The organism is Schinkia azotoformans LMG 9581, from assembly GCF_000307855.1.
Taxonomy (GTDB): Bacteria; Bacillota; Bacilli; order Bacillales; family Bacillaceae_J; genus Schinkia; species Schinkia azotoformans.
Genome location: NZ_AJLR01000044.1, coordinates 1 through 26,385, shown reverse-complemented (window position 1 = coordinate 26,385; position 26,385 = coordinate 1). Strand labels below are relative to the sequence as shown.

The window sequence follows — 26,385 nt, the reverse complement described above, 5'->3', positions numbered from 1 at the left end:
TGGTTGATGACTGTAACAATTTATGGATCCCCGTGTGAGTCGTTTCGAAAGGCGAAAGAATGGTTTGAAAAACATAGTATTCCCTATGTTGAAAGGAATATTTTTAAGAATCCATTAACAGTCCATGAACTTCAAGAGGTACTGTCATTAACATCAGAAGGAACAGATGAAATTATCGCAACTAGATCAAAAATCTATAAAGATCTTGATTTAGATTTTGAGGATCTTTCTCTAATGGAATTACTAAATTTAGTTGAAAGTCATCCTGGCTTATTACGAAATCCAATCATCATTGATAATAAAAAAATGGTAATTGGCTATAACGAGGATGATATACGGAAATTTCTTCCTAGAAAAGTTCGTAAACGCCAATGGCTTCAATTATATACGCAGCAATTATCGATGGTGGATGGTTAACAATGGTTGATCGTCCGCTTTTTTTTGTCTAGCTCCAGCACCCAGCGACTAGTAAACTTCGCCCACCTCCCTACGATAAGTCAACATCGATTCGCTAATGGCTCATCGTGTTTCCTTTACCTCAGTCGATGTGCTCCAGTTTATACGTCGCTGAACTAGCTTTAAGCTTTTCTATTTTGTCACGCAATGTCCATAATATGATACAGGAATATGAGTTTTCAAGATGAATTTATAATATAAATAGATATGATTTATAGCTGAAATCTCCATTTTATCGATAGGGGGGAAAACTAATGAGTTATCATTTGGAACCTCATCTTCTTGGTGAAATCTGCACTTTAAAGCATAAACATGAATTATGGATTGGTCAAATTGTGCTAATTAAGGATGAACTATTTGAGCTTCAATTATTGGAGGAAAAGGTAAAGTCCGTTCCCCTCGGAAAGCAGCCGTTATGGATTACAATTGAAACCATTGACCATGAGATTCATTTGTTGGATGTAGAAATAGTATCGGATAGTCTACGAGACAATGATCGAATTTTACTGTTGAAGGCGGTTTCTGATCTTAAGTTTCAGAGTAAGCGGCAAGATACTCGATTACCGATTGCAGATGAAATTGAAATGTTTTACCGCGAATTTCCACCAAGATACTACAAATGGGAGAAAGGCAGCTTTTTAAATATTAGTTTAGGAGGAGCACAGTTTACCGGAAGTAAGTATATCTCACAAGGAAATTTAATCGAAATAAAATTAGGCCCCCCTTTCTTTGGCGATGACGATGATGAAGTTGTGATTAGCCGTAATGTTCATGCTACTAGTGAAAATGGCGATTACATTTTTTCAGTTCAATTCTTAAATTTAATTGAATCGCATCAAACACAATTGAAGAAATACATTGAAAATATATATTCAGGATTGAAAACTCCCACTTTCTGATTCTAGGAAGTGGAATTTTTTGTATTTTGTACTGATAAGTATGTATTTTTATTGAAATCAGTATAAGAAAAAACATCGAAATTTGCATTAGTGGGCAAATTTCGTGTTTTTCTAAACAAATATCGATATTAAATATGATAGAATTTGGAAAAGACGGTAAAGCGAGGGGTTAAATATGAACATACAAGAATATGAAAATGTTTTATCGATTCACCGGGTACCTGCATCAAAACTTTGTTCTGAGTTTGAATCAGAAAATTTTTCATTTGAGACAACAGATGATCTTGAGAAATTGCCAAATGAAATGATAGGGCAAAAACGTGCTGAGAAGGCAATGAATTTTGGACTAGCCGTTGAACAATCAGGATATAACTTGTTCGTAGTTGGCCCTGCAGGTACTGGCAGGATGACGTACGCCTTAGATAGTGTTTCAAAGGTCGCAGAGCTGCGAGCAGTACCAACTGATTGGTGTTATGTCTATAACTTTGAAAATCCGGATATGCCGCTTGTGATCCCTTTTCCAGCTGGCATGGGGCAGAAATTTCAACGGGAAATGGAAGTATTATTAATTGATATTGAACGACTTATCCGCTCGTCTTTTACTAGTGAAGTATTTGAAAAAGAGAAACGGAGAATACTAGATGAATTTCGGGATGAAATAGAAGATCTTTGGGAACAGACTGATGCCTATGCCCTGGAAAATCAAATTAAAATAGAACGGACTCCAACAGGAATTGAAACCATCCCACTATTTTTTGGCCGTCCAATGGAAATAAAGGAGTTTGAACAACTAGCCGATACGAACAAAAAGATGATTAAGGACAGAGAAAATCTAGTTGAGAATAAAATTGATGAAACCATCTACCAAATTCTAAAAATAGAGGACCAACTAAAGAAAAAGGTAAATCAATTTATGATGGAAACAGCTGCTAATTCCATTCAGGAGCTTTTTCAACCACTTAGAGAAACCTATAAGGAGAGCAAAAAAGTGCTTGAATACCTTGAAGCCTATTTCCACGATGTAGTCACTCATTTTTCATTTTTCATCGAGGATAAGCCGCAAGATGAGCAGCAAAATATTATGAATGCTTTGATGGGTTCCAAGGAACAATACCTCCGTCGCTACACGGTCAATTTATTTGTTAGCCAAAGAAATTTGAACGGGGCACCAATCATTTATGAAACAAATCCAACCTACCATAACTTATTTGGAAAAGTAGAATACCATGGTTCATTGGGAAGCTGGGATACAGATTTCACTTTAGTGAAGCCGGGGGCACTGCATCTTGCTAATGGTGGTTACTTAATCCTGCAAGCAACAGAACTTCTGCAGCATCCAAATGCTTGGATTCGACTGAAGCGAGCCCTGCAAACGGGCAGTATTCAGATTGAAAATTTAAATGAGGACAATGTAGTGATTCCTACAAGCGGAATTAAACCGGAGCCGATTCCATTGAATCTAAAGGTTATTATTATTGGCTCCTATTATCTTTATGACTTTCTGGCAGAATTCGATGAAGACTTTCATAAGCTTTTCAAAGTAAAAGTGGAATTTGTTACGCTAATGGACAAGGATCAAGAAAACAGCTGGAAAATGGCACGATTCGTGAAAAACTTCGTGGACCAAGAAGGGCTGCTCCCATTCCACCGCCGGGCGATTGCAAAGGTAATCGATTACAGCTCCCGATTAGTGGATGAACAATCGAAGCTATCAACGAATTTTCATGAAATCACAAAGGTTTTAGTGGAGTCTAGCTATTGGGCGAAATTAGACAATGAATCTGTTGTTGATGGCCTGCATGTTGAAAAAGCATTATCTGAGAAGGCGCTTCGCTCTAATCATGTAACAGAACAGTATCGAGAAATGATCAATAACGGCACGATCATGGTTGAAACAGACGGTTCACGAGTCGGACAAATTAATGGTCTAGCTGTTCTAGGTACAAGGGATTCAGTATTTGGAATTCCAACGAAAATTACAGCTCAAACCTACGTTGGCAAAAGCGGGATTATGAATATTGAAAGAGAAGCTGCCCTAAGTGGTCAAATTCATAATAAAGGTATGATGATTTTAACAGGTTTCCTTTCCGGAGAATTCGCAAAAAATCGTCCAATTCCATTATCAGCAAGCATTACCTTCGAACAAACGTATTCAACAATTGATGGTGACAGTGCCTCCAGTACGGAATTATATGTTTTACTCTCATCTCTTGCTGAGGTGCCCATTTACCAAGGTATAGCGGTAACGGGATCAGTAAACCAATGGGGAGAAATCCAATCCATTGGCGGCGTAAACGAAAAAATTGAAGGCTTTTACCATATTTGTAAAGAGCGAGGCCTAACCGGTAAACAAGGCGTGATCATTCCAAAACAAAATATTCAAAATTTAATGCTTGAAGATGATGTTGTGGAAGCAGTCAACAAGGACCAATTTCATATTTGGGCAATCAGCCATATTGCTGAAGGCATTGAAATATTAACAGGCGTCAGTGCAGGAAATGTACGGAACGAAAAAGGAAAATATCCTTCCAATACAATTTTTGCAAAAGTTGAGGAACGTTTTAACAAAATGTATGAGTCAACGAAAAAAACAAAAAATGAATGAACCAGAGGGTCGGGAACTGTGGCTACTCTGAGTGAAGATATTTAAAAAGGCGGTTCACATTGACCGCCTTTTGTTTTTATCTATTTATTTACACGAATATAAAAATATAAATCCGGTCCTTGTTTTTCCGGTTCTTTCATCAATTCGTAGCCGTGCTTAACTACTTCCTCAGGCACGCTGATGAAAGATTGCGGACAATCGGCGATTACTTGTAATGTTTCGCCAGTTTTCATTGTTTGTAACGCATCCAGCGTATACATGACTGGATACGGTCAAGGTTCACCACGGATATCTAAGATAAAGTCTATTGCTTCTTCGTTCATGTTTTTTCACCCTCAATATCATTATTGTTTAACAGCAGGTTTTACAATATAGGTATCTTTTTCTGGGACTGTCAAACCTTTTCCATAACGATAATGCTTTTCCCACCAATTGGACAAGAAGAACCATGCAGCAAGCATAGCCATTGTGCCAAACAGTGCCTGATAAGGTCCCCATGCCTCGATTAAGTTCAATTTAGGCCATCCTTCTGTTAAAACGCTGTAAAAACCAAGATGATCCCAAGCATATGCGAGTATTGTTGCTCCTGTAATATTTCCTAAACCGACAACCCAAAAGAGAACTTGCCCTTCCATTGCACGGTACATCCATCCTGTTTCACAACCACCAGCAAGAACGATACCAAGTCCAAATAAAAGACCACCAATAAAAGTACTTGGTGCAGCTGGTTTAATAACAGCTTCCATTCCAGATTGAAGGAAGATAAATGTAAGAATTACACTTATGCCTACCCCTACAGCCAATGCTTTGGTCATAGTGGCACGTCCACTGACCCATAAATCACGAAATGCAGATGTAAAACAAATTTGTCCTCTTTCTATTAGAATACCAAATCCAGCTCCAAATAAGGCTGCAGCTGCTAATAACGCTTTACCATTTGCAACATATGAAACTAGTATAATAGCAAAAATGAAGGCAATGCCAATTCCAAGATAAACTTGAATATTACTATTTTTGGCTTGTTTTGGTACGGCATTACTTAAAGTAGGTTTCTTTCTTTGAAGATTTGGCTTTCCGCGCCACCATGTTGTATTAATAACTTTTACTCCTAAGTATGTTCCAATCCCAGTTGTCACCATGAAAATCCATGAGTGGAAAGAAAACTGTGGGATTCCTGTGAAAAATGCCGCTAAATTACAGCCTAAAGCTAAACGTGCACCAAATCCGGCAATAAGTCCACCGATGAAAGCTTGAACTAAACGTCGTTTTTGTTGTGGAACACGAATTTTAAAATTTTTACCTAGCAAAACGGTAATTAAGGCACCCACAAACATTCCAATGATAATCCAACCATCGGTGCGGGTAAAGGTTGTTCCATTCATGGTGACGAGATTAAAATATGCCCAATCAGAAATATCGACACCGAAAAATTGAAGTAGATGGCCTCCAAATCGGGTAAACTCCCCTGTGACCGCCCAAACAGTTCCGGTCAAGGCAAAATAAAAAGCACTAAGTACTCCGGCTAATCCAACTGCAACATATGGATTCCAGTAATTCACAAAGACTTTTGTATAAAATGATTTAAACACTTAATTATCACTCCTTGCGCTATTCCTAAGTCCTAATCTAATTATATGATTATTAACATACCTTATAATTATAATTAATAATTTTAATTTGTCGAATTAAAGAATTTTCCATGCTCCCTCTTTTTGGCTTGTATCCTTATGGTGTATTATTATCTTAAGATAAAAAATGGGGGAAGTGGCAATCTTGGGAAGATTGTTATCAAATTATAAGTTAACGATTTTATTATTGGCTGCGATCGTGATAGGTGGCGCTGCCGGAATTATTTTTGGTCCGAAGGCGACAGTTGTCAAACCGTTTGGGGATTTATTTTTAAATTTGATGTTTATGATTATTGTGCCTTTAGTCTTTTTCAGTATTTCTTCGGCTATCGCCCATATGGGCGGCATGAAAAGGCTAGGAAAAATTATGGGAAGTATCGTGATTGTCTTTCTCATAACGGCTCTCATTTCAGCAGTTTTGGGATTTATCGGGATATCTATTTTTGACCCTTTAAAAAATGCCGATGTTGAGTCGATTAAGAGTTTAATGGCGGACACTGGAGGAGACGAAGGGGCTGAAGAATTAACCTTACTTGGTCAGCTTGTAAAAACATTCTCCGTTTCCGATTTTAATTTATTGTTTTCAAAAAGTAATATGCTGCAGTTAATTGTGTTTTCGATTTTATTCGGTTTAGCTACAGCGCTTGTTGGCGAAAAAGGGAAGCCATTCGCTACTGTGTTATCTGCTGGTTCAGCTATCATGATGAAATTTGTAAAGATCATTATGTACTATGCTCCTATTGGACTTGGATGTTATTTTGCAACGATTATCGGTGAGCTTGGGCCACAAATTTTGGAAGGATATGCTCGTGTTTTCGCATTATATCTTGTTATTACTCTTGTCTATTATTTTGGTTTCTTTACACTTTATGCTTTTATTGCTGGAGGAAGAGAGGGTGTAAAAGTATTTTGGCAAAATGCAATTACCCCTTCCGTAACAGCAATCGCAACATGCTCAAGTGCAGCGTGTATTCCTATTAATCTTGATGCAGTGAAAAAAATGCGCGTACCGAATGATATAGCTGAAACAATTATTCCGCTTGGTGCAAATACACATAAGGATGGCTCTGTTTTCGGTGGAGTTTTTAAAATAGTTTTCTTGTTTAGTTTGTTCGGAAAAGATATGACAAGTATGTCGAGTATTCTAGCGATTTTAGCAGTTTCGTTCTTGGTTGGGGCTGTGATGGGGGCAATTCCTAGCGGCGGGATGATTGGTGAAATGCTGATTCTAAGCGTTTTTGGATTTCCTCCTGAAGTACTGCCAATTATTGCTGTAATCAGTACGATTATTGATGCACCAGCAACCTTGTTGAATTCTACTGGAAACACGGTTTGCGCGATGATGGTCAGTAGATTGGTGGAAGGAAAGAATTGGTTAAGACATGCTTTTACCAATTAAAAATTTTAATCAAGGAATCTGGAGGCTCTGCCTCTAGATTTTTTTTGTACTATAAGTATAAGGTTTTATAGATTAAAGTATAAGAAAATAGGGCCTTTAGGTACATCGTAATTTGCCATTATGGGCAAATTACGTGTTTTTCTTAGAGTATAATTAAGAAATATTATGAAACAGGAGTAGAGGTAAATTGGAAGATAGAGAGAACAGTAATTATAGATGGGTTGTTTTTTTAGCGGTATTATTCACATACTTTTTGATTGTTAGTCAAAGAACGGCGCCGGGATTAATCACGGATCAGTTAATGATAGATTTTCGAATTTCCGCTTCCGTTATCGGTTTACTGACAAGTATTCAATTTTTAGCTTATACGGGGCTGCAAATACCGATTGGGATTTTATCAGACCGTTTCGGTCCTAATTATTTTCTGATTGTAGGAACGCTTCTTAATGGAATCGGAACGATTGTCTATAGTATAGCTCCCAATGAATATGTCCTTATTTTTGCAAAATTATTGGTGGGCATTGGTGACTCTACGATATGGGTGAATTTGGTGGCGATCTTAAGCCAATGGTTTAAGCCTAAAGAATTTATTAAATTAATAGGGTTCGCTGGAATGAGCGGCAGTCTGGGATTTTTATTGGCAACCGTACCATTTTCAAAATGGATTGCTTTGACAGGATGGAGACCACCGTTTTTAACTGTAGGAATCATTTTATGTATTTGTGGACTCCTATTATATTTAATTCTTATAAAAAAATCAGAGCAAATTGGAAAAGATAATCCCGTCGTTTTTCCTAAAGCAGTTAAGCAAAATCGTGAAAAAACTTCGAGCCTTTTATTACGGGTTTGTAAAAACAGGCAGGCTTGGGCCGTGTTTCTATGTCACTTTGGATTAGTGGGAACGTATGTTGGATTTATTGGCTCGTGGGCAGTTCCTTACGGTATGGATGTCTATGGGTTAACGCGTTCTGGAGCGAGTCAGCTTGTCATGCTTGGTGTTTTTGGTGCCATAATCGGTGCACCATTAACAACTTGGGTTTCTGGGCGTCTTAATTCTATCAAACAACCATTTGTATTTATCTATTCGATTGTTTTGGTTGTTTGGCTAGCTTTAGTAGTATTAAATGGAAAGCCGTCTTTTTCTCTATTAATTATTCTTTTCTTTATATTGGGCTTCGGTAATGGTGCAAGTGCATTAACATTTGCAATCGTCCGCGAATCCTTTCCTGTAAACGAAGTTGGCGTAATATCAGGTTTTGCCAATACTGGGGGATTCCTAAGTGCCGTTTTACTTCCAAGCCTTTTCGGAAGGGTATTAGATCATTTTAGTATAACTGCAAGTAATGTTGGCTATCATTACGGATTTATAATTCCGGTAGCTTTTACGTTGTTGGGGTTAATTGGTAGTCTCCTAATAAGTAAAGAAGAAGAGAAAACAAGTAGTTACCCATCATCAAATCGTGCTGAGATATAATTTGGTGCAGGATAACTGCGTGTTATCTACCATCAAATGGCTCCCGAGCTCCGTTTGGTGAGGATAAAATCAAGTTATCTATCATCAAACGTCTCCCGAGCTCCGTTTGGTGAGGATAAAATCAAGTTATCTATCATCAAACGTCTCCCGAGCCCTATTTGGTGAGGATAAAATCAAGTTATCTATCATCAAACGTCTCCTAAGCTCTGTTTGGTGAGGATAAAATCGAGTTATCCATCATCAAAACTAGCCAATTCCCGACTCGGTTATAGAAACCGTAACCGGACTTATCATCAACAACAATCCCACCTCATTTGTCTATGGTCACCTTTTTGAATATCTGGCAAAAAGAAACGTTCAACAAATTACAAGTGCAAAAGTAGTTGAAATTAAAGAAGATAAAGTAATCCTTGAAGATCGTGAAATTCCAGTCAATCATGTCATTATTGCGGCTGGATACACACCAAACAATCATTTTATTGATGAATTAAAAGCAAAATACAATAATGTACAAACAATCGGAGATGTAAATCAACCGAGACGTATTATTGACGCCACCGCTGAAGGATTTTTAGTTGGGGCAACAATATAAAAAGCAAGGGAAGAGAAATAATGCCGGAGACGACTAAATCATAATGATTTTAGTCGTCTTTGTTGATTGCTGTAACTATTTTTCCTTATCTTCCAAACTACATTTCCTACAGCGATCATCCAAAGTGCGGCAAGCACAATGTAGGTGTAAAGGCTCCCTAAATAGGATACGTCTAATGCTGCTAATAATGTCCTAATATTAGTAATAATAATAATTCCGCCCACGAGAGTGCCTAATAGATTAGTCGGAATAATCTTTACTAACCAAGCAGCAATTGGGGCTGCAATAATCCCGCCGATAATTAAGGCAATAACCCATTGAATATTGATCTGTGACCATCCTAAAGTTATTAAAAATCCTAATGTGGAGGATACAGCAATGGCAAATTCGCTTGTATCAACGGAACCGATTACTTTTCTTGGTTCCATCCTGTTACTCGTTAATAACACCGGGGTAGCAATTGGCCCCCATCCACCTCCACCGGTTGCATCAAAAAAGCCCGCTATAAACCCTAAGGGTAAAAAATGTTTTTTGGGCATCGTTTTCTTTGATAGCTGCTGTGCGGGATTAAATTTAAAGAGGAACCGGTATATTACAAAAACGCCTAACAGTAGTAAAAAGAAGGATACATATGGTTTAATGACATCCCCGGGTATACTGCCCAAGAAACAGGCGCCTAGAAAAGCCCCGATGGAACCAGGTATTATTAATTTATAGACAACCTGTTTATCGACATTTCCAAAGCGGATATGGGAGACACCAGATGCAGCAGTTGTTACTACCTCTGCCATATGAACGGATGCCGAAACAACCGCTGGTGCAATTCCAAACATAAGCAGTAACGATGAGGATGTTACCCCATAGGCCATTCCTAAAGAACCATCAACTAATTGTGCTACTAAACCAATTAATGCGAGTAAAACTAACCTTCTCAAAATTTATCTCTCCTTTTTTTTACATAACCGAATAGACTAGAAATAAGATGGGGTAAAAACTCCTTAATTGTTGATTAAACTAATCAAGTTTCTAAATCTACAGTATGATGAATCCTATGGGTGGGTTCTTTAATTAACAAAAAAGGGCTACTATCACAAGGCCAACTAAGGGAGAGTGTGACATGAAAATTTCAAGTCGGGGAGAATATGCTTTGCGTGCTTTAATATATTTGGGCACAAAACATAATGAGGTTATTACAATCGAGGAAATTTCTGATAAAACACTAGTACCAGTCAATTATTTAGAACAAATTCTTTTACAATTAAAACGAAATGGATACGTACAAAGCAGAAGAGGTGTGAATGGAGGTTATAAATTAAGCAGAAGTCCTGATGAAATAAACATTGGAGAGGTTATTCGGAATTTAGAGGGCCCACTTGCTCCGATGGGGTGTGTAAGTGTTACTTCATATGAAAGTTGTCCGATTGAGGCGGGTTGTTTATTAAAACCTCTATGGGCCCTTGTAAGAGATACAGTTGCCAATTTATTAGATCATACTACTTTAAATGATTTGCTAAAGGGCGATCTATAGAAAAAAATCCATTCTCACAGAAGCAAGAATGGATTGCATTTAGATGATTAACGAATTTCTAAGACTTTGTAGATATCGAAATCGCATCACGAAAAAGTATACAAGCTGAGCAACTAGAAAGCTACCAAGTACAACCGCCATCTCCCCAGCAATTGATAATGTGTAAAGACTTTGCAATGCCATAAAGGCAAAAGAACTATGGACAATTGCTACAATAACCGGGATAAAAAACAGTAAGGCTAATTGGCGGGTAATGATTATATTCAATTCTTGGTCGGTTAAGCCCACTTTCTTAATCGTTAAATAATGGCGCAGATCATACTCTAAATCAGCATAAAGTCTAAAGTATAAGAAGCTTCCTGCCGCAATAAAGAAGACGGCGCCAATTAAGAAGGCAACAAATAGCATCATTTTATACATGTTTATTTGAATTTCGTAAATCGTTCCGCTGACAGTCATGGCAAAAGGGTTTTCTTTTGAAAGAAAGGCTCTTCCGTTTTCCGTAAGATTTGCTCCTATTCCCGCAGTGGCTTTAAGATCATTGGTATAAAAGCCGGTGAGTAAACCGGTCTTAACAGCCGAAAGCTTTTCAAATAACTCATCACTTACAATAAGTCCATCGTCCTGAATGATTGTAAATGGAGTGGTCACATGTTTTGAAAGATTCGTTGTTTGAAGCTGAAATTGGTTTTGCTTTAATGTATAAGTCGATGATTTAAAGCGTTCAAGTGTTGCTTGCCGCATAGCCAAAGCCTCCTCGGCAGCAGGTGGTTTTTCAGAATATCCGCCGTAGCCCGCCGCTTCCGAAATCTTTTTATAGCTAGAAAAAGAAAGAACAGCCAGCTGCTTCGAAGGATAAGCATTTGTTGTGGATGCAAACTCGATAAATTTTACCGGTACTTGATTGGTTGTGAACTCAATATTTTTATTAGTCAACTCATCTTCAATCTGCTGTAAATGTTGCTTGTGAACCGGTTGATCATCCATTGCCAGATATGTGACAGCAGCCGGATATTCACTTGCAATTTGCTTGTTCATCACATTCATAGATGCTAGAGCACCAACTGCACAAAAGGCAACGGTGGAAACAATAGTGACCATGAAAAACATTCGGGCATTATCCTTTAAGCGGTACGCTAGACTGGAGATTGTAAGTAAGTTTGTTTTTTTCCAAAACACCATCCGGTTTTTTTGTAGCATTTTTGTAATGAATACGGACAGTTGTGTGTAAAAGAAATACGTACCAATAACCGTCATCGTGATAACAGGCAACATGAGAAAGAATAAGGTCTGCAATGTGGCTGTTGCCGCTAAAATATAGCTGATTGTAAGTAAGAATGCTGAAAGAATCGATAGGAAAGTGGATACTTTCGGTTCTTTTTTTGGCCTTTCATTCGCTTGGAATAGATCAATTAACTTATTTGTTTTTACAAGGAATGTAGTGACAAATGAAATAGTTAAGAATAAAATTACAAATGCACAGATCGTAAGAAGTAGTGCTTTACCTGATAAATAAAAAGGTAAAGGTGGTATTCCGATCATCCTTGCCCCTATCATTAAAAATAGTTTGCCAGTCAACATGCCTGCGCCAATGCCGGCAACAATGGCCCCGATCCCAATTAACATATTTTCCAAAAAGACCATGGCATTTAATTGGCTTTTTGTCATCCCGTGTATCATCAGAATTCCAAATTCCCGTTTTCGTGATTTTAAAAAAGTGCTGACAGAATATAGAACAAACAAGAAAGAAAATACATACATAATGACTTCTGCTATTATCATTAACTGTATGGCAAGTGCCTGTGTAACCCCCTCTTTAATATCAGGGTGGAAAATAAAAAGGGCATAAACAAAGAAAATCAAGACAGAAAAGGCACTGCTAAAGAAATAGGCAGCATAAGTTCTTTTATTACGGCTGACATTTCTAAAGACGAACTGTGGAAAGGTCAAGACTATCCCCTCCTAATAGAGCCAGCATATCAATAATCTTTTGGAAAAATGCTTGGCGGTTATCGCCTCGGTAAATCTCGTTATAAAGCTGACCGTCTTTTATAAAAATGACACGGTGACAATAGCTGGCAGCAACAGCATCATGGGTTACCATTAAAACAGTTGCCCCATCCTCTCTATTAATAGAAGAGAGGGTTTCCATTACATCTTTGGATGCTTTTGAATCCAAGTTCCCTGTAGGTTCATCCGCCAAAATAAGCGAAGGATGATGAATAATCGCCCGTGCAATGGCCGTGCGCTGCATTTGCCCGCCGGAAATTTCATATGTCCGCTTTTTTAATATTTGCTCAATCCCCAGCTTTTTGGCTATGGTTTGTAATCTTTGTTCCATCTCACTAATCCTCTCCCCATCCAGTGTTAGTGGAAGGATAATATTTTCCTCAATCGTTAAAGTTTCTAACAGATTAAAGTTTTGAAAAACAAAACCAAGTTCATGTCGTCTAAACAAGGCGGTTTCTTTTCGATTTAAAAGATGAGGGTTTTTTCCGTTAATTACAATCTCTCCTGCAGTTGGTTGATCGATTGTTGCAATAAGATTCAGTAAGGTCGTTTTTCCACTACCCGAAGGCCCCATAATGCCAACAAATTCACCCTTTTCAATTGAAAAATTGATATTATTTAAAGCTTTATGGGCAACCTTGCCTTCATAAATTTTTTCGATATGCTTTACAGCTAAAATTGACAAACTCATCACTCCTAAAACCGTTTCTATCTTCATTTTATCCAGTGCAAGGAGGAACAACTATTTCTTAAACTTACAGTTAGCTTACAACTTTGTAAGAATTAAAATTTAGTTTTACAGTGGTCCCTTCATTAGGAGCCGATTCAATGTCGATATTAATTCCGAGTTTGTCGCATATTTGCTTAGTTAAATAAAGTCCCATACCCGTTGACTCTTGAAAATTCCGCCCATTCTCACCAGTAAAATAGGGGGCAAAGATTCGAGGCAAATCGCTTTTGGGAATCCCTACACCCTCATCTCGTATTTCTAAAATGACTTGGTTATTTTGTTTGTAGCCACGAAAATGAATTTTTTGATTCTCATGGATTGTATATTTAATAGCATTCGTAATAATTTGTGTTAAAACAAAAGAAAGCCATTTTTCATCGGAAGCAACCGTAATTTTTTCATCAAAATGGATGGACGGGAAGACGCGTTTGCGAATAAACAGACGTTTTTGATCGGAGGTGACAGAACGAACAATGGCCTCGAGATCAAGCGATTCCACATAAAAGTCGTGTTCAAAGGAATCCAAACGAGCAGTATACAATGCCATTTCCAATCCCTTCTTCAATTTGTCCAGTTCATCCCCAATTATCGTAAAGCGGGAATCATCTTCGTCTTGGATCAGCAGATGGATGACGGAAAGAGGTGTCTTCATTTGGTGGACCCACTGATTGATAAATTGGATATGGCCTTCTAACTTATATTTATAACGATGAATATCAGTTTTATAAAATCGAAATTGACTTGTCAGAAGTTGGTGCAAGCTTTTAGACAGCGGTGTTTTTTCCACCTTTTCAGGAAATTCATCCAATGATGCTAATGGTGTTTCAAGTCGTTTGTAAAAAAAACGATGTGTACGATAACGGATAAAAAGATAGAAAACGAGTAAAATGATGCTCAATAGGGCAGCATATAAGCTTATTTTTAAATTTTCGTAGCCATCTAGCCAGTAAACCCCTGTTATAATTCCGATTTGCATGAAATATACAAAAATAAATGGAAGTAGGTCACGAATAAAAAGCTTCATCTATTCTTCCTCCCAGTTTGGAAGCAGCCGATAGCCTTGGCCTCGAATGGTTTGAATGGCATCGTGAATACCTAATGACGTCAATTTCTTCCGAACACGTGTAATATAAACATTTAAAGTGTTGTCATCCACGAACACTTGATCATCCCAAATTTTTTCTAAAAGACGGTCCCGGCTCACAAGTCGTTCAGTTTTTTTCATTAATTCATCTAAAATTTTCGCTTCCGTATGGCTGAGCTCAATTTCATTCTCTTGTAGTGAAAGCTTCATTTTCTCCACATCAAGCTTCAATCCATTAACAGTCGTTGTTCTTTCATTATTGGATATCGCATAAGAACCGTAGGCCCTTCTTAGCTGGCTATTAATTTTTGCAATGACAATCTCATATTCGAATGGTTTTGTTATATAATCATCCGCTCCGTTTTCCAGAGCCATGACTTGGTCCATCTTACTATCCCGGGCAGAGATGAATAGAATCGGACATGTCGAGATCGTCCGAATTTGGCGGCACCAATAAAAGCCATCAAAATTAGGGAGATTGACGTCTAATAACACAAGATGGGGTTGATATTGTTCAAATTGTGCTCTTACTGTTTCAAAATCATCTACTGATTTTGTTTCAAACCCGAATTTAGTTAAATTATTATCCAATAAGCGTACAAGCTGTTTGTCATCTTCAACAATGAATATTTTAAACATGTGCATTCTCCTCATAGTTCCTTCTTTAAAAGTTTACCAAAAAAAGCTGGACAAAAATCATCCAGCTACTTAGAAATCTTTTGTTTTTATTTTTGGACGTGATACATAACGCTCGATTTTTTCATAGAGTTCAAGAGCATGATTGATAAACGTTAACTTCGGTAAAGTGAAGTAGACAACGATCGTAGAGAATATGCTAATCACTGCCCCAACGATAACGTCAGCCGGATAATGAACGCCGACCCAAATTCGAGAAATACCAACTATAATAGCAAGAAGCAACCATAGAAGTCCACTTCCTTTTTTGAATAGCCAAAATGTCATACAAAATGAAAAGAACAAAATCGTATGATCACTAGGAAATGAATTATCTACTGCCTTTTCTATTAATTGATTCACATTTGGCAGCTCGGAAAAGGGTTGATAGTTTGAATGAATTTTTCCAGCTATCTTTCCAATCATTTCAGAAACGATAAAAGTTGAACCGGCACATATGACCATTATTCTACTATGTTCGTTACGTCTAAACCAAAAATAGATAACAGACAATGCAAGGAAATAAACCATGTATTCGGCAATAAACACGAAAGACGAGTTAAAATGTGGATACTGTTTCCCTAAGTCATTGATTAATCTAAATAGATAAATATTTGCTTCTGAAAGAGCCATTTAGTTGTGCCTCCCCATTTCAATATATGATTCATTTTATTTTGGTTGAAACAAAATAAACATCGCTTTCCCTTACATAAACTTACAATTTTGTAAGGTTGTAAGATTCATGGTAATGATATTGTTTTATACGATATTATAGTGTTATAATGTGGTAGTGTATTAAAGCGAAATAATAAAAAAATAAACATAAAAAGGTGGTTTACTGAATATGAAGCGTTTTGCGTCTATTATTCTAGTAATGGCAGCAGTATTTTTAATTGTTACAGGTTGCTCCTCTAATACAGGTTCAACTACCGAAGAGAAAGAGGGAACTCCTGAACAAGAAACAAAACCGTTGGTGATCGGTATTGATGATAAATTTGCACCAATGGGATTCCGTGACGAGAAAAATGAAATTGTTGGTTTTGATATTGATCTTGCAAAAGCAGCAGCGGAAAAAATGGGACTAGAACCAAAATTCCAACCAATTGATTGGAAAACAAAAGAATCTGAGCTTGCCAGTGGACGTATCGACTTAATTTGGAACGGATACACTATTACTGATGAGCGTAAAGAGAAAGTTCTTTTCACAAAGCCATATTTAGCAAATGCACAGGTTGTTGTTACATTGGCTGATTCAGATATTGCAACATTAAATGACCTAGAAGGTAAAGTAGTTGGACTTCAATCACTTTCATCTGCATCTGATGCTTTAAGTGCGAATCCGATTGCGGAGAAAATTAAGACAGTAACAGAGTTTGCTGATAATGTGCTAGCATTGAATGACTTAAGAAGTGGACGTCTGGATGCAGTAGTTATTGATGAAGTTGTAATTGATTATTACATGGCTGAACAAGAGGGTACATTTAAAGTACTTGATGAAACGCTAGAACCTGAAGAGTATGGAATCGGTGTGAAAAAAGGGAATGAAGAGCTTTTAGAGAAACTTCAAAAAGCACTTGATGAAATGAATGAAGATGGTACAGCAGCAGAAATCTCAACTAAGTGGTTTGGAGAAGATAAAGTTCTTAAGTAATTTTGAATAAAAGCTAAAAAGGGCAGTCTACCTGAGACCGCCCCTTTTTTTGGAGGAATCCTTTCATGTCTTTAGATTATTTAATTACAATACTAAAGCCAATGCTCGAAGGGGCACAAATGACAGTCCTGTTGTTTTTTATTGCTATTGTTACTTCAATCCCGCTTGGGTTTGCTTTAACATTAGCTGTAAAAAGTAGATTCAAGCTTGTTTCATGGTTGGCTCATGCCTACATTTATGTTATGCGCGGAACACCGCTATTGCTTCAACTTTTGCTAATTTGCTTCGGACTGCCAATGCTGCCTGTCGTAGGTGAATATTTAGTATTAGACCGGTTCGTGGCTGCATGTCTAGGCTTTATCCTGAACTATGCCGCTTATTTTGCCGAGATCTTTCGCGGAGGACTCCTTGCTATTGATAAAGGACAATACGAGGCGGCTCAAGTTCTAGGATTGAATAAATGGCAGACAACTACGCGGATTATTTTACCGCAAATGTTCCGAATTGCTCTTCCGGCTGTAGCAAATGAATCCGTGACACTTGTTAAGGATACAGCACTTTTATACGCAGTTGCGGTACCGGAGTTATTGCACTTTGCCCAGACTGCCGTTAACCGGGACTTTACAATCGTTCCATTCTTCGTTGCTGGTATCATTTATTTAATTATGACACTACTATTAACATTGTTCTTTAAACGACTTGAACAAAGGTTTAAGTTTGAATAGGGAGGGGTGATGATATGGCAATCATTGAAGTATCCAACCTCAAAAAGTCGTATGGCACTTTAGAAGTACTAAAACAAATTACATTTGATGTAAATAAAAACGATGTTGTGGCCGTGATCGGACCTTCAGGTTCAGGTAAAAGTACAATGCTCCGCAGTCTTGTTCATCTTGAGGAAATAAATGGTGGCAGTATTTGTGTCGATGGGGACTATTTAGTAAAAGACGGTCAATATTCAAGCCCCCAAGAATTAAAAAGAATTTCAGCCAAAATGGGGATGGTCTTCCAGCATTTTAATCTATTCCCACATTTGACTGTGAAAGAAAACTTGGAAATGGCGCCACGTTTGTTAAAAAAAGAGTCGATTCAAGACATTCAAAAGAGAAGTGTGGAACTTTTAGAGAAAATAGGTCTTACAAATTGGGCTCAGTCCTATCCGGCGAGACTTTCCGGCGGCCAAAAACAAAGGGTGGCGATCGCCAGGGCGCTGATGATGAATCCTGATATTCTGTTATTTGACGAGCCAACCTCTGCTTTAGACCCAGAATTAACAGGCGAGGTTCTTCAAGTAATGAAGGATCTGGCAAAAGAGCATATGACCATGATCGTTGTAACGCATGAAATGGGATTTGCAAAAGAGGTAGCAAATCGCGTTGTTTTCATGGATAATGGCGAAATCGTTGAATCTGCCCATCCAACAGAACTATTTGAAAATCCTAAACATGAAAGAACGAAAGCGTTTTTGAATCGCAGTTTGAAATAAATATTAACATCAAACTCCTTATTGTTTTATTAAGGAGTTTTTGTGTTGAATTTTATATATTTAGTTTTCAATATCATTTAATATGTAGTTATAGCATGTAAAATATATAAAAATTAATACTTTTACCTATATGTGGGGTGAAGATTCTTGTGCTAAATAGGATTCATGAATTAGATGGTTTTGACCAATTAACAGGTCTGTTAAATAGAGAAAGATTTGAAAGTTACTTAAGAAAAGAATTATTCAGTACTAATGAAAATTTAACAATCATGTTTGTTGACTTAAAACGTGTAAAATTTATTAATGATGCCTATGGTTTTACTGTTGGTGATGTAGTTATAAAAAAAGCGGCAGAGCGATTAGTATACTGTGTTGGGGATGAAGGGATTGTTGCAAGACTGCATGGCGATAATTTCGGAATCCTTTTATTTAAAGAAAAAAATATTGAACAAATCGAATTAATCGCAAATAGGTTAGTTTTTAACTTTAGAGACCCAATTGAGGTATACGATGATTTACACTTACATGTGTCAATCAGTATCGGGATTAATCGCTGTGCAGCATCAGACAACCATGATGTTGAAACGATATTAAAAAATGCACATTTAGCCTTAAGCTTTGCCAAGGATAATCTCAGTAATGAGTTTTGTTATTATAATTCTTTTCTAGATAAAATTGCCAAAAAAGCAATAAGACTTGAGCTAGATATACAGAGGGCGATTGAAAATAATGAACTGCTTTTAACCTATCAGCCTAAAGTAAATTTGCAAAATAATAAACTCGCCGGAATTGAAGGATTGATAAGATGGAATCACCCATCTTATGGAATCGTATCACCAGGAGAATTTATTCCGATCGCTGAGAATACAAAGGAAATTATTCCAATTGGCAAGTGGGTTATTAATGAAGGGTTTAGACAAGCTAAAGAATGGAATAAACAAGGGGTTCATTTTAAAAAATTGGCATTAAATGTTTCCCCTCTGCAATTTTACACTTCCAATTTTGTCGATTTTATTAAAGAAATGCTTGATCTATACCAATTAGATCCGGAATTAATTGAGTTAGAAATTACTGAAAGCGTTATGAATAATATAGGCAGAGCCCTTGATATGATTAGCCAGTTGAAAGCGATTGGCATTACAGTAGCATTAGATGATTTCGGTACAGGTTTTTCATCATTAAATGTTTTAAATCAATTGCCTTTTGATTGTTTAAAAATTGATAAATCATTTGTCAAACAAGTTCTTACTGATAGAAAAACTGGGATTCTAACAAAGATGATTGTTCAAATGGGAAAAGAATTGGATATGGAGTTAGTTGCAGAAGGAATTGAAAGTAAGGACCAATTGACTTTTATGAAACAATGCAATTGTAATATTGGGCAAGGCTATTACTTTAGTAAGCCATTATCAGTGAAAAATATGGAGGCATATTTACGACTCCAGTGCTGAAAAAAGGCTGGAGTTTTACTTATTTAAACCAGCCCTTTTCCTTTGATTGCTTAATTGCTTCTATTCGATTTTTTACTTCAAGTTTATCAAGAATCGTTGAGATATAATTGCGAACGGTTCCTGCTTTTATGCTTAATTCATCGGCAATTTCCTTTGTGTTTTTTCCGTCAGCAACGAGGCCAAGGACTTCGATTTCCCGATCAGTCAGCGGGTTTCCTTCGCCATAAGCAACTTCGATTAACTCAGGTGCGTAAATCCGTTTACCTGCGACAACGCTGCGGATTGAGTTGGCTAATTCCTCGCTTGGGCTGTCCTTCAATAAATAACCATTTACACCTGCTTTTAAAGCTCGCTGAAAATAACCTGTTCGGGCAAAGGTAGTTAAGATAATAATTTTACAATCGGAGCCCTTAAGCTCTTCAGCTGCATCCAGTCCTGTTCTACCGGGCATTTCAATATCCATAATACAAACATCTGGCTGGAATTTACGAACAAGTGCTATTGCCTCGTCGCCATTTGAAGCTTTTCCGACGACCTTCATATCGTCTTCAAGTTCGAGTAAAGATCCGAAAGCTCCAAGTAATAGCTGCTGATCCTCTGCAATAACAATATTTATCATCTTCACCCCTCCTAATCGACCTGTTTTACATCATTAGGGACACGAATAATTAAAGTTGTCCCTTTGTTTTTTAAAATTTCTAGACTTCCGTTCACAAATTCCAGACGTTCCTTCATTCCGGCTAACCCGGACCCTTTCACTTCTGATTCGCAAGGTTCTTTAAAAGTGCCATTATCCTTTACCGTCATGATGATTTCCTTCCATGTTTGTTCAATCGAAATGGAGCATATCGTGGCACCGCTATGTTTAACAATATTCGTTACCGCCTCTTTTAAACACATACCTAAAATATTTTCGGTCAATAAATTTACATTGGTCAGCTTAAAATGGTTGACACCTTCAAAGTCAATTTTAGCAGCATTTAAAATTTGTGTAACTAATACAATCTCATCTTTTAAACTAACGACTCTCATTGAGGAAACTAATTTACGAACTTCATTTAATGCTGTCCGTGCAGTTTGTTGGACATCCTTTAGCTCTTTTCGAGCCTGCTCGGGATTTTTATTGACTAATTTTCGTGCAAGGTCACTTTTAAGGCCAATTAATGATAGCTTTTGTCCAAGTGTATCATGGAGGTCTCGGGCGATTCTTTGACGTTCCTCTATTTTACTTAGTTCCGCTAATCTTTTATTAGCATCCTGGAGCTTCTCTTCCAGCTGACCTCTCTGATTTTTATTGTGAATATTAAAGGGCAGAAGAATGACACTGATCCACACAATAATGACAAACGGCAGCTGCTTTAGAAAAAGACTGCCATGCTGTGTAATACTAAAATAAATCGAAACGGTAGTGCTTAATAGATGAACGATGTAGAGAATAAGGAATGTTGATTGTTTTTTTATATTTCCGATAAAATGTACCAAAAAAAAGGCGAAATATATATAGCTAAAGAAGCTAGTTGTGACCCCTGAAATCCCAATTAAAATAATAGTCCATATGTAGACGAGCCATCCTTTAGAATAAAAGGCAACTTGATAGATGGCAAAAAACAAGACCGTAAGTAATATACCAACAACTATTTCAGTAGTAGAATCTAATTGAAAAATATAATAAAACGGTAAGACATATAGAATTGTCCATATGTAAGGTGACATACCATGATTTTTGTGAAAGGTAATATACCTTTTGAACATAAAATAAACCTCTTGTCCTAAACTTATTTGATATTAGTATAATCCTATCATAAAAATCCTCAACTACTTACAAATATCTTTATGATAAGAAGTAGGAGAGGACATTTTTAACGAAACTATTTAGATTGAACGGAAATCTGATTTATTTTTGTTTTAGGCAAAGTCCTAAGATGTTTAAAAGAGACGAATCTTTTTTCTTGCTCATCCCAAAGGTGAAATTTTAAACAGCTAAGACTTGTTGATAATGTAATCGTTGGGACGTTTTGCAAAGCTTCAGTATTATTATGGGCCTCTTCAAGATGATAATTTGGAACCTTTGGGCTTAAATGATGAACATGATGAAAGCCGATGTTCCCTGTAATCCATTGTAAGACCTTAGGGAGTTTGTAAAAAGAACTGCCTTCTACTGCGGCTTTTACATAATCCCAATGCTCATCCGGCTCAAAGTAGGAATCCTCATAAGTATGCTGGACATAAAAAAGCCAAATTCCAGCTACCCCTGAGATAAAAAAGATAGGGCCCTGTACTAAGAGGAAGCTTTGCCATCCAATCGTAAGGCAAAATACTGTTACAATTGCTGCAATCGCAATATTTGTAATGTAAGTGTTCAGACGTTCCTTTGCTCTTGCATTTCGATGGTTAAAACGATTTTTTAGTAAAAAAACATAGATTGGGCCAAGAATTAGCATAATAAATGGATTTCGATAAAGGCGATAAGAGATTTTAGTCCATGTAGATGACTTTAAATATTCATCGACCGTAAGAACTGAAATATCACCCACACCGCGTTTATCTAGATTACCACTCGAAGCATGGTGAACAGAATGATCATGCTGCCATTTTCGATACGGGAATATTGTAATAATTCCCGTAATAGTCCCAAGAATATCATTGGCTTTTCGACTTTTGAAAAAAGAATAGTGACAACAGTCATGAAATATTATAAAAATTCTTGTTAATAGACCTGCACCAATAATCGCAAGTGCTAGAGTAAGGAAATAGGAAATGGATAAGCTTTTGTAAGCCAAAAACCACACTAGGAAAAACGGTAAAACTGTGTTTAATATTTGAAAAATACTCTTTTTCATTTCTGATTTCTCATAAGGAACCATTTGTTTTCTTAGCATCATTTGATTTTGTTTTGCCATTATTTTATTCCCTTTCCATATTTTTTGATTTAGTAATTATAATAATAAGGTCTTAAAAGGAGTTTGTGCAGACATACCTGTCATGTGGCAGATATGACAAATGTCATATTGCATGAAACTATTAATTGGGGGACAAATTAAAATTGTTATCATACGGAATTTGGATAAAGCGGAAGAAAGGAATTTAAAATGAAAAATACAGCCTGATTAAAGTAAGGATGCTTTCCAAAATACTTTAATCAGGCGTTTTTCATAGTTCATCTGCAATCCCGAGCAGAATAATTCCAAGCATCACAACGACAATAACTGCATAGTGCTTGTTGCTAAGCTTTTCCTTAAGAATCATTCGTGACAATATCACAGAAAAAATGCTATAAGAGGCAATAAGTGGCGCTGCAATAATAGCGTTTTTTGCCATTGCAAAAACATAGAAAAACTGCCCGGTTGTTTCTAAAATGGCCGCTAGCCCCTTATCACGTTCTTTAAAAATATGAAACTGCACCTTTTTAAATCCTTTTAAAAATATAAATGTAAAGACAGCACAAATGAAAAAGGTAAATTCGTAGGCAAGAAGAGCCGCCTCCTCACTTATCAGCTTCATTTCATCAAGATAAATTCCGTCGGCAAACGTTCCTAAACCATCTATAACACAATAGATAATTGGGAAGGTAATGGCCAAAAAGCCGATTTGATATTTTTTATCAATTTGAACGGCACTTAATTTGAGCGCCTCACCCTCTGCTTTCTTTTCTAAAAAGGCGAGACCAACGACGCCAAACGTTATGATTACAATTCCTGCAATATCAAAGAACCCGAGGTCCTGTGGAAAAAAGATAAATAATAAAATGGCAGTAACGGCTCCAGAAGAGTTTTGTACAGGAGATGCAATGGAAAGCTCAATATATCTTAAACCAATGTAACCGATGGTCATCGATAAAATATAAAGTCCGGAAACAGGCAAGTATCTTACCATGTCCATTGGATCGAATGTGAGGTCTTTAATAAGCATGTACCCAGTACCATGTACCCCCATCACTAAACCAACAATAGCTACGATTTTAAGATGACTGTATTTATCATGGCTATCGGATCCTTTTTTATAAAATAGGTCAGCACCGCCCCATGCTAATGCTGTTAAAAGTGCAAAAACAAACCACATAAATTGATCTCCTTGTGATGTATTTTCTGTTTTTTGAAAACAAAAATGGTGTGATATAAATCACACCTAATTATAAATGGAAAAATTGATTATTTCTATAACATGGTTAATATTCACTTTCAATTTTTGTAATCCTATCATAAAGCTCTTTATTTACAGGCGTGGGAATATCGTATTTCCTACCCAACTCCAAAACTGTTCCCGCAAATAAATCAACTTCACTGAAACGTCTAGCTTCAACATCCTGCGCCATTGATGGTTTTCCTTCAGGGCTTAATTTACTTAATACATCTAGCCAATATGTAATGTCATCTTCCGTTAAGGTGATCCCTTCTTTTTCAGAGAGCATAGCAACTTCTCTCATAGCTGCGATCATCATATCTCTTGCAGGGCCGTCCTTTTGAATTTCACCATAATTGCTCTCATAAACGGCAACTGTTTGATTGACCCCGACATTCAGCATGAATTTCCCCCACAATTTCTCCTTCATATCAGTCAGAACCTCATGGGCGAATTCCGTTTTTTCAAAAAACGCCTTAACTGCTTTTACTTTTTCAGAAATAATTCCCGGTTCCCGGTCACCAAAAACAAGCATTCCCATATTTGCATACGTAAGCTTGTTCCCTACCTTAACTGCATCCATGCCTTGGGCGACACAATATAACACTTTGTCCGTTCCATAAGCATCGCCGATTACTCCTTCACTGGAAATCCCATTAAGTGCAGAAATGATGATAGTATTTTCCCCAACATGATTTTTCACAGCCTTAATGGCATCTTGTAGTCCATTAAACTTAACTGTAAAAATAAGCAAATCGGCTGGCTCGCAAGCCTCTTCTGGGGAAATATAGTTGAAATCACAGCGTTCATCATTGCAATACACACCATCGGTTTGGTATTTTTGGATTCGGTTTTTATCAGCGATAATTCTTAAATCTTTTTTTGGCATTCTTTTCGATAAATGATGTCCAAATAAAATTCCCAATGCACCTAAACCAATAATTGAAACTTTCTTGATTTCCATGGCAACTTCAAACCCTTTCTTTGTAATGTTGTTATGAAAATCTTATCATGAAATTATCAATCATATAAAATAAGTTGATTATATACATCGAAAGAAGGTGTCAATACATGGAAAATTAAAATGTTTTTGAAATAAGTCAACTTGCTATCCATATTAGAATGATAAAATTTAAAAAGTAAACACTAAAAGTAGTTATTTTTCGAAGTTGTCATTATACAATTTTACGTAAATCTGATAAAGTATTATTGATTACATTATACATTACCTGGAGGTAGATTATTTGGGCACCGAAATATTGGTACTCATTGTACTGATTCTTTTGAATGCATTTTTTGCAGCGTCAGAAATGGCACTGGTTTCCTTGAACGATAATAAAATAAAGTTGATGGCAGACAGTGGACATAAAAAGGCGAAAATGGTACAAACACTTTTAAATGAGCCAAGCCGTTTTTTAGCAACGATACAGATTGGTATTACACTTGCTGGATTTTTAGCGAGTGCTTTTGCAGCCGGTAGCTTTGCAGGAAGGCTTGCGGAATTTCTATATAATTTAGGGTTGCCGCTCTCGCAATCAACACTTGCGACGCTTTCTACAATCATTATTACATTAATCCTATCTTATTTTACATTAGTGCTAGGTGAACTTGTTCCAAAAAGGCTCGCATTACAAAAGGCTGAGCAAATCTCGTTTTTTGCCGTATCACCATTAACAGTGTTATCAAAAATTACATCACCTTTTGTAAAGTTCTTAACCTTGTCTACAAACTTAATGGTAAGAATGCTTGGGTTCGACCCAAATGCAGATGAGGAAGATGTAACGGAAGAAGAAATTAGAATGATGGTCGATGTTGGACAAGAAAAAGGAACCATTCTAGAAACAGAAAAACAAATGATCAATAATATCTTTGAGTTCGATAATAAAACGGTCTCGGATATTATGACTCATAGAACGAATATCGTTTCGATTCCTGTTGAAACGACTTTAAAAGAGGCACTACATGTTGCCAATGTGGAAAAATATACGAGACTTCCTGTATATGATGAAAAAATAGATAATATCGTCGGTATTTTACATGTTAAAGACCTGTTTCAATTTATTGAAAGCGGAGACAGGGAGAGTTTCAATTTACGTGAACTGGTTCGAGAGCCGTATTATGTGTTGGAATCAATCAAAATTGACCAACTATTTAGAGACATGCAGAAGAATAATGTCCATATGGCGATCGTAATTGATGAATATGGTGGAACGGATGGAATCATCACAATTGAGGATTTAATTGAGGAAATCGTCGGAAATATTTTCGATGAATATGATGAACCTGAGATGGACGTAGTAGAGATTGAAGAAATTGATGAATATCATTACATTATGGCAGGTACGACAAATCTTTATGAAGTTGAGGACATTCTGAATATTGATCTTCCGATACAGGATTATGATACATTAAGTGGATTTATGATTGGACAACTAGGCTATATCCCTGGCGTTGAGGAACGTCCTGCTATCGAATACAAAGACATTATTTTTGCAGTAGAGGAAATGAATGACCGAAGAATTGTCAAAGTAAAGGTAAGTATTAAGGAAAATGTTCCGGAAGAAGCATAGAAAAGCGGAAGCGCCTTGCTCATCGCCG

The 26,385-nt window shown here is 36.9% G+C and carries 24 protein-coding genes; 11 read left to right on the top strand and 13 right to left on the bottom strand.

The window, feature by feature from the left end; all coding sequences use genetic code 11:
* The first annotated feature begins 6 nt into the window (after positions 1 to 6).
* The 3 genes from spx to BAZO_RS06575 all read left to right on the top strand — a co-directional run bounded on the left by spx (position 7) and on the right by BAZO_RS06575 (position 3,960).
* A complete protein-coding gene (gene spx / locus BAZO_RS06585; protein ID WP_003330577.1) occupies positions 7 to 417 on the top strand; it encodes a transcriptional regulator Spx in 411 nt (136 codons plus the stop codon).
* Positions 418 to 710: 293 nt separating this feature from the next.
* Positions 711 to 1,355 carry a PilZ domain-containing protein gene (locus BAZO_RS06580; protein WP_003330576.1) on the top strand — a complete coding sequence of 215 codons (645 nt, stop codon included), beginning with the start codon at positions 711 to 713 and terminating at the stop codon, positions 1,353 to 1,355.
* Between the two features lie 175 nt (positions 1,356 to 1,530).
* Positions 1,531 to 3,960 (top strand): Lon protease family protein, encoded by a 2,430-nt coding sequence (locus tag BAZO_RS06575; protein ID WP_003330575.1) that lies wholly within the window; start codon positions 1,531 to 1,533, stop codon positions 3,958 to 3,960.
* An 80-nt stretch (positions 3,961 to 4,040) separates the two neighbouring features.
* On the opposite strand, the gene BAZO_RS21125 is transcribed toward BAZO_RS06575, so the two are convergent.
* A complete protein-coding gene (locus tag BAZO_RS21125) occupies positions 4,041 to 4,220 on the bottom strand; it encodes a sulfurtransferase TusA family protein (RefSeq protein WP_035196371.1) in 180 nt (59 codons plus the stop codon).
* Positions 4,221 to 4,304: 84 nt separating this feature from the next.
* Complete coding sequence (yedE, locus tag BAZO_RS06570) at positions 4,305 to 5,549, bottom strand: selenium metabolism membrane protein YedE/FdhT (RefSeq protein ID WP_003330573.1); 1,245 nt, start codon at positions 5,547 to 5,549, stop codon at positions 4,305 to 4,307.
* A gap of 184 nt (positions 5,550 to 5,733) precedes the next feature.
* On the opposite strand from yedE, the gene BAZO_RS06565 reads away from it, so the two are divergent.
* Positions 5,734 to 6,987 carry a dicarboxylate/amino acid:cation symporter gene (locus tag BAZO_RS06565; protein WP_003330572.1) on the top strand — a complete coding sequence of 418 codons (1,254 nt, stop codon included), beginning with the start codon at positions 5,734 to 5,736 and terminating at the stop codon, positions 6,985 to 6,987.
* Between the two features lie 187 nt (positions 6,988 to 7,174).
* A complete protein-coding gene (locus BAZO_RS06560) occupies positions 7,175 to 8,461 on the top strand; it encodes an MFS transporter (RefSeq protein WP_003330571.1) in 1,287 nt (428 codons plus the stop codon).
* A 630-nt stretch (positions 8,462 to 9,091) separates the two neighbouring features.
* Here the strand turns inward: BAZO_RS06560 and BAZO_RS06555 are convergent.
* Positions 9,092 to 9,988 (bottom strand): sulfite exporter TauE/SafE family protein, encoded by an 897-nt coding sequence (locus tag BAZO_RS06555; RefSeq protein WP_003330569.1) that lies wholly within the window; start codon positions 9,986 to 9,988, stop codon positions 9,092 to 9,094.
* A 182-nt stretch (positions 9,989 to 10,170) separates the two neighbouring features.
* Between BAZO_RS06555 and BAZO_RS06550 the strand changes: the two genes are divergently transcribed.
* Positions 10,171 to 10,581, top strand: a complete 411-nt coding sequence (locus BAZO_RS06550; RefSeq protein ID WP_003330568.1) for an RrF2 family transcriptional regulator — start codon at positions 10,171 to 10,173, stop codon at positions 10,579 to 10,581.
* A 39-nt stretch (positions 10,582 to 10,620) separates the two neighbouring features.
* Here the strand turns inward: BAZO_RS06550 and BAZO_RS06545 are convergent, their stop codons facing one another.
* From BAZO_RS06545 to BAZO_RS06525, 5 genes are all read right to left on the bottom strand, one after another.
* Complete coding sequence (locus tag BAZO_RS06545; RefSeq protein WP_003330567.1) at positions 10,621 to 12,531, bottom strand: FtsX-like permease family protein; 1,911 nt, start codon at positions 12,529 to 12,531, stop codon at positions 10,621 to 10,623.
* Positions 12,506 to 13,276, bottom strand: a complete 771-nt coding sequence (locus tag BAZO_RS06540; protein ID WP_003330566.1) for an ABC transporter ATP-binding protein — start codon at positions 13,274 to 13,276, stop codon at positions 12,506 to 12,508. The genes BAZO_RS06545 and BAZO_RS06540 overlap by 26 nt, the downstream gene beginning before the upstream one ends.
* 76 nt (positions 13,277 to 13,352) lie before the next feature.
* Positions 13,353 to 14,345 carry a sensor histidine kinase gene (locus tag BAZO_RS06535; protein WP_003330565.1) on the bottom strand — a complete coding sequence of 331 codons (993 nt, stop codon included), beginning with the start codon at positions 14,343 to 14,345 and terminating at the stop codon, positions 13,353 to 13,355.
* Positions 14,346 to 15,044: a response regulator transcription factor gene (locus BAZO_RS06530; RefSeq protein ID WP_003330564.1), complete on the bottom strand. Its 699-nt coding sequence runs from the start codon at positions 15,042 to 15,044 to the stop codon at positions 14,346 to 14,348.
* A gap of 69 nt (positions 15,045 to 15,113) precedes the next feature.
* Positions 15,114 to 15,713, bottom strand: coding sequence for an undecaprenyl-diphosphatase (locus BAZO_RS06525; RefSeq protein ID WP_003330563.1), 600 nt, complete (start codon positions 15,711 to 15,713; stop codon positions 15,114 to 15,116).
* Positions 15,714 to 15,924: 211 nt separating this feature from the next.
* Here BAZO_RS06525 and BAZO_RS06520 point away from each other — a divergent pair, with 211 nt between their 5' ends.
* The 4 genes from BAZO_RS06520 (at position 15,925) to BAZO_RS06505 (ending at position 19,668) form a co-directional block, all read left to right on the top strand.
* Entirely contained in the window at positions 15,925 to 16,731 is an 807-nt protein-coding gene (locus BAZO_RS06520) for an amino acid ABC transporter substrate-binding protein (protein WP_003330562.1), read from the top strand.
* A gap of 65 nt (positions 16,732 to 16,796) precedes the next feature.
* Positions 16,797 to 17,456, top strand: a complete 660-nt coding sequence (locus BAZO_RS06515; protein WP_003330561.1) for an amino acid ABC transporter permease — start codon at positions 16,797 to 16,799, stop codon at positions 17,454 to 17,456.
* A gap of 14 nt (positions 17,457 to 17,470) precedes the next feature.
* Positions 17,471 to 18,217 (top strand): amino acid ABC transporter ATP-binding protein, encoded by a 747-nt coding sequence (locus BAZO_RS06510; RefSeq protein ID WP_003330558.1) that lies wholly within the window; start codon positions 17,471 to 17,473, stop codon positions 18,215 to 18,217.
* Positions 18,218 to 18,366: 149 nt separating this feature from the next.
* Entirely contained in the window at positions 18,367 to 19,668 is a 1,302-nt protein-coding gene (locus tag BAZO_RS06505) for a putative bifunctional diguanylate cyclase/phosphodiesterase (RefSeq protein WP_003330557.1), read from the top strand.
* Between the two features lie 19 nt (positions 19,669 to 19,687).
* Here BAZO_RS06505 and BAZO_RS06500 read toward each other — a convergent pair whose 3' ends face one another.
* From BAZO_RS06500 to BAZO_RS06480, 5 genes are all read right to left on the bottom strand, one after another.
* The gene (locus tag BAZO_RS06500) at positions 19,688 to 20,287 is read right to left on the bottom strand and encodes a response regulator transcription factor (RefSeq protein WP_003330556.1); all 600 of its coding nucleotides are present in this window, start codon (positions 20,285 to 20,287) and stop codon (positions 19,688 to 19,690) included.
* An 11-nt stretch (positions 20,288 to 20,298) separates the two neighbouring features.
* A complete protein-coding gene (locus BAZO_RS06495) occupies positions 20,299 to 21,420 on the bottom strand; it encodes a sensor histidine kinase (RefSeq protein ID WP_003330555.1) in 1,122 nt (373 codons plus the stop codon).
* Positions 21,421 to 21,536: 116 nt separating this feature from the next.
* Entirely contained in the window at positions 21,537 to 22,568 is a 1,032-nt protein-coding gene (gene desA / locus BAZO_RS06490; protein WP_003330554.1) for a Delta(5) desaturase DesA, read from the bottom strand.
* 250 nt (positions 22,569 to 22,818) lie between these two features.
* The gene (locus BAZO_RS06485; RefSeq protein ID WP_003330553.1) at positions 22,819 to 23,727 is read right to left on the bottom strand and encodes an EamA family transporter; all 909 of its coding nucleotides are present in this window, start codon (positions 23,725 to 23,727) and stop codon (positions 22,819 to 22,821) included.
* A 106-nt stretch (positions 23,728 to 23,833) separates the two neighbouring features.
* Positions 23,834 to 24,751 carry a ketopantoate reductase family protein gene (locus BAZO_RS06480; RefSeq protein ID WP_003330552.1) on the bottom strand — a complete coding sequence of 306 codons (918 nt, stop codon included), beginning with the start codon at positions 24,749 to 24,751 and terminating at the stop codon, positions 23,834 to 23,836.
* Positions 24,752 to 25,031: 280 nt separating this feature from the next.
* Here BAZO_RS06480 and BAZO_RS06475 point away from each other — a divergent pair, with 280 nt between their 5' ends.
* The gene (locus BAZO_RS06475; protein ID WP_003330551.1) at positions 25,032 to 26,357 is read left to right on the top strand and encodes a hemolysin family protein; all 1,326 of its coding nucleotides are present in this window, start codon (positions 25,032 to 25,034) and stop codon (positions 26,355 to 26,357) included.
* Positions 26,358 to 26,385: the final 28 nt, after the last annotated feature.